At 65.8% G+C, this 5,215-nt stretch carries 3 protein-coding genes; all 3 read right to left on the reverse strand.

Features of this window, described 5'->3' with window-relative positions:
* Nucleotides 1-83 precede the first annotated feature (83 nt).
* The 3 genes from infB to rimP all read right to left on the reverse strand — a co-directional run bounded on the left by infB (nt 84) and on the right by rimP (nt 4,925).
* Nucleotides 84-2,726 carry a translation initiation factor IF-2 gene (infB, locus tag N5C25_RS20110; RefSeq protein WP_279937760.1) on the reverse strand — a complete coding sequence of 881 codons (2,643 nt, stop codon included), beginning with the start codon at nt 2,724-2,726 and terminating at the stop codon, nt 84-86.
* Nucleotides 2,727-2,818: 92 nt separating this feature from the next.
* Complete coding sequence (gene nusA / locus N5C25_RS20115; protein WP_019660577.1) at nt 2,819-4,330, reverse strand: transcription termination factor NusA; 1,512 nt, start codon at nt 4,328-4,330, stop codon at nt 2,819-2,821.
* Between the two features lie 4 nt (nt 4,331-4,334).
* Nucleotides 4,335-4,925 carry a ribosome maturation factor RimP gene (gene rimP, locus N5C25_RS20120; protein ID WP_019660578.1) on the reverse strand — a complete coding sequence of 197 codons (591 nt, stop codon included), beginning with the start codon at nt 4,923-4,925 and terminating at the stop codon, nt 4,335-4,337.
* Nucleotides 4,926-5,215: the final 290 nt, after the last annotated feature.

Raw genomic sequence — 5,215 nt, forward strand, 5'->3', positions numbered from 1 at the left:
CTTTGATTCGATTGTCGCCCGGCCAACGGTCGGGCGCTACATCTACCATGGTACCCGACCGTTGGTCGGGCCAAAGCGCAGCATTACAGGGTGCGCGGCACTTCGATACGCTCGAAGCACTCGATCTGGTCACCCGGCTTGACGTCGTTGTAGGCCTTCACCGCGATACCGCATTCGGTACCGTTGCGGACTTCCTCGACGTTCTCCTTGAAGCGACGCAGCGATTCCAGCTCGCCCTCGAAGATCACCACGCTGTCGCGCAGTACGCGGATCGGCTTGTTGCGCTTGACCACGCCCTCGATGACCATCGAGCCGGCAACAGCGCCCAGCTTGGAGCTGCGGAAGACGTCGCGGACCTCGGCGATACCGATGATCTCTTCGCGGATCTCCACGCCCAGCAGGCCGGAGGCCACCTGCTTCACCTGATCGATCACGTCATAGATGATCGAGAAGTAACGCAGGTCCACGCCGTTGGATTCGATGATGCGACGGGCCGAAGCATCCGCACGCACGTTGAAGCCGATGACGGTGGCCTTCGAAGCGGCCGCCGAGTTGGCGTCCGACTCGGTGATGCCGCCCACGCCGGAGTGGATCACGTTGATGCGGATGTCGTCGTTGGACAGCGCGACCAGTGCCTGGCTCAGGGCCTGCACCGAACCCTGCACGTCGGCCTTGATGACCAGGTTGAGGACCTGCTGGCCCTCGCCCTTGCCCAGGGTCGCCATGATGTCTTCCATGCGGCTGCCCGCGGTGGCGACCAGGCGCGATTCACGGCGCTTGGTCTCACGCTGCTGGGCAACGTCCTTGGCCAGGCGCTCGTCCTCGACGACCACGAAGTCGTCACCGGCTTCCGGCACGCCGGACAGGCCCAGGACCTGCACCGGGATGGACGGGCCGGCGAACGCCGGCTGCTTGCCGGTTTCGTCGAACAGCGCACGCACGCGGCCGTACTGGATGCCGCACACCAGGTAGTCGCCCTTCTTCAGGCGACCCTGCTGCACCAGCACGGTGGCGACCGGGCCACGGCCCTTGTCCAGCGACGATTCGATCACCACGCCCGAGGCCCGGCCTTCGTCGACCGCCTTCAGTTCCAGCAGTTCGGCCTGGATCGAGATGGCGTCCAGCAGGTCGTCGATGCCCAGGCCGGTCTTGGCCGAGATCTCCACCATCTGGGTGTCACCACCGAAGTCCTCGGCCACGACCTGCTCGGACAGCAGTTCGTTCTTGACCCGCATCGGGTCGGCGTCGGACTTGTCGATCTTGTTGATCGCCACGATCAGCGGCACACCCGCCGAACGGGCGTGCTGGATCGCTTCCTTGGTCTGCGGCATGACGCCGTCATCGGCAGCAACGACCAGCACCACGATGTCGGTCAGCTTGGCGCCGCGCGCACGCATCGAGGTGAACGCCGCGTGGCCCGGGGTATCCAGGAAGCTGATCACGCCCTTGGGCGTATCCACGTGGTAGGCACCGATGTGCTGGGTGATGCCGCCGGCTTCGCCGGTGGCAACCTTGGTGCGGCGGATGTAATCCAGCAGCGAGGTCTTGCCGTGGTCGACGTGGCCCATGATGGTGACCACCGGCGGACGCTGGGTGGCTTCGCCCTGGTTTTCACCGGCCGAGGCCAGCAGCGCGTCTTCGGCGTCGTTGTCGTTGGCACGGATCGCCTTGTGGCCGAGTTCTTCGGTCACCAGCGCGGCGGTGTCATGGTCGATGGACTGGGTGATGGTGGCCATCACGCCCATCTTGAACAGCGCCTTCACCACCTCGCCACCCTTCAGCGCAAGCTTCTGCGCCAGGTCGGCCACGGTAATGGTGTCGCCGATCGCCACTTCACGCACCACCGGTGCGGTCGGACGTTCGAACGCGTGCGGGCCGGCGTTGTTGCCACCACGCGCCATGTCGCGACGGCCACCGGCCTGGTTGCGGCCGCCCGGACGACCACGGGTGTTGCTGTTGTTGCTGTTGCCACGACGCGCACGATCGGCCGCGGACAGGTGCATCTGGCCGGCGAAACGATCACCTGGGCCACGCTCGTTGCGCGGCGCGCTGCGGTTGTTGCGGTCGTCGTTGCGCGGCGGCGGCGCACTGCGCGGCGCAGCCGGGGCTGTCGCCGGGGCGCGCGGCGGGCGCGGCGCGGTTTCGTCGATCGGAGCACGCTTGGGCTTGCTGGCAGCCAGCGTCTCGGCCGCCTTGGCGGCAGCCGCAGCTTCCTCGGCGGCCTTCTTCTCGGCCTCGGCGCGTTCCTTGGCGGCGGCCTCTTCCTCGCGGGCACGGACGATGGCTTCGTCGCGCAGACGATCCTTTTCGGCCAGCGCCTGCTGTTCGGCGAGGTTGCGCGCACGCGACTCTTCCAGCTTGCGCAGGATGTCGGCGCGCTCTTCGTCCGGCGTCATGGCGCGAGCACCATCCTTGACGTAGGTACGCTTCTGGCGCACCTCGACATTCACGGTCGTCTTGCTGCGACCGGAACTGACCGTCACTTCCTGCTGTTTCCGGCGGTTGAGCGTGATCTTCTTTGCAGACTGATCCGTCTCTTCCGGGGCCTGCTCGGGCTTGCCGTGCGAACGACGAAGGAAGCCCAGGAGCTTCACCTTCTCGGTACTGGTCACGACCTGGTCGGGACCGCTGAACTTCATGCCGGCACCGGCCAGCTGTTCCAGCAGTTTTTCGACCGGCGTGTTGACCAGTTCGGCAAGCTTGCGGATGGTGGTTTGCTGCGACATTCGGATCCTATGATCTTGTGGGCGCCCCCCCGCATCTGGAGGTGGCGCGGATTCTACGCCCTGAGCGGCTCAGGGCCCTGTTCATTGCCGGCTCATTCGCCGCGTTCCAGTCGGGCGATCTCCTCGGCACGCGCGGCCAGGATCAGCGCCGCAGCGCGCTCCTGGTCCAGCCCTTCAATGCCGAAGTCCATGACCTCGTCGGCGGCCAGGTCGGACAGGTCCTCGCTGGTACGCACGCCGTGGCCGGCCAGCGCATACGCGGTGGCTTCGTCCATGCCCTTCAGGGACAGCAGGTCCTGCGCCGGCTGGCCGTCTTCAAGGCCTTCCTCGACTGCCAGGGCCTCATTGAGCAGCGCATCGCGGGCACGAGCGCGCAGCTCTTCGACGATGTCTTCGTCGAAACCTTCCACGGCCAGCAGTTCGCCGACCGGGACATATGCGATTTCCTCGACGGTGCCGAAGCCTTCGCTGACCAGGATGCCGGCGATCTCTTCGTCCACTTCCAGCTTGTCCATGAACAGCTGGCGTGCGGCGGCCTGCTCGGCCTCCGACTTGGCGGTGACCTGGTCCTGGGTCATCACGTTGAGCTGCCAGCCGGTCAGGCGGCTGGCCAGGCGCACGTTCTGGCCGCCCTTGCCGATCGCCTGGGCGAGACGGTCTTCGGCAACGGCCAGGTCCATCGAGTGCTTGTCTTCATCGACGATGATCGACTGGACTTCGGCCGGCGCCATCGCATTGATGACGAAGTTGGCCGGATTGTCGTTCCACAGCACGATGTCCACGCGCTCGCCGTTGAGCTCGTTGGACACGGCCTGCACGCGCGAACCGCGCATGCCGATGCAGGCACCGATCGGATCGGTGCGCTGGTCGTGGGCCAGCACGGCGATCTTGGCGCGATCGCCCGGATCGCGCGCACAGGCCTTGATTTCCACCAGGCCCTGGCCGACTTCCGGCACTTCCAGCTTGAACAGCTCGATCATGAATTCCGGGGCGGCGCGGCTGATGAACAGCTGCGGACCACGCGGTTCCGAACGGACCTCGGCCAGGTAGCCGCGCACGCGGTCACCGGCGCGCAGCACGTCGCGCGGGATGCCCTTGTCCTTCGGAATGAAGCCTTCGGCGTTGCCACCGAGGTCGACATAGATGTTGCCACGCTCGGCGCGCTTGACCACGCCGGTGATCAACTCACCGACACGATCCTTCCACGCGTCCACGACCTGCTGGCGCTCGGCTTCGCGCACGCGCTGGACGATGACCTGCTTGGCGGCCTGGGCAGCAATGCGGCCGAAGTCCGGGTTCTCGATCTGTTCTTCGATGTAGTCGCCGACCTCGACGCCTTCGGCTTCGTCGACGGCATCCATCAGGCGGATCTGGCGGTCGGGCGACTCCATGACCACATCATCGGCCACCACTTCCCAGCGGCGGAAGGTTTCGTAGCTGCCATCCTTGTGGTCGATGACCACGCGGGTCAGCACTTCCTCGTCGGGATAGCGCTTCTTCGCTGCCGAGGCCAGAGCGGCCTCGATGGCATCGAAGATCACTTCACGCGGCACGCCCTTCTCGTTGGCGACTGCGTCGACTACCAGCAACAGTTCCTTGCTCATTGGCTCACTCCGCGCGCGGCTTCTTTGCCGCCGGCTCGTTGGAAGAAGAATTCGTGTTCGGCTTCGGACGCTTCGGTGCCGGACCGGTCGGCTTGCTCGGGGCCAGCCCCAGCGCCACCCAGTCGGGCATGATCCGTGCCTTGTCGATGTTGTCGGCCGACACCACCACTTCGGCCTTGTCGACGATGAAGGTGATGGTGCCCGCAGCCTCGTCGGTCGCCTCGATACGCCCCTGCAGGCGACGACGGTTGTCCTGCGGCAGCTTCAGCGTGACCTTGGCCGATTCACCCTGGTGGCGAGCGAACTGCTCCAGGTTGAACAACGGGCGATCCACGCCCGGCGAGGACACTTCCAGCGTGTAATTGCCGCTGATCGGGTCTTCGACGTCCAGCTGCGCCGACACTTCGCGGCTGACCCGCTCACAGTCGTCGACATTGATGATGCGCTCGGGCTGTTCAGCCAGTGGCACGTCGATGTAAAGGCGCAGGGTCGCACCGCCGGGGGCCGGCAGATACTCAACGCCCAGCAGCTCCAGGCCCAGCGACACAACGGTCGGGGCGAGCAGATTCGCGATGTCGGTTGCCTTGTCGCTCACAGCCTGCCTTGATCTCTTGGTTGGGTGCCGGCCTTGGCCAGCGTGAAAACATGACGCCCCGGAAACGACAAAGGGCCCGCTGGGCCCCTTTTCCGGAAAGACTCCGGTGACTGGATTCCGGTTGCAACCTGCATTGCCTGCCGGTCGCGGCCCTCCTTCCGGATCCGGACTCCCGCTGGGAGGCCGCCTTCAGGGGTACTGCTAGGCCGCTGATGATAGCGGCTGCACCGCGCTGGTGCAAGGTGCGGGCGTGGGGGCAGCCCCCTTTTCGCACCGGCAGTTCGGGCATG

The organism is Stenotrophomonas sp. GD03958 (assembly GCF_029839005.1).
Lineage (GTDB): Bacteria > Pseudomonadota > Gammaproteobacteria > Xanthomonadales > Xanthomonadaceae > Stenotrophomonas > Stenotrophomonas hibiscicola.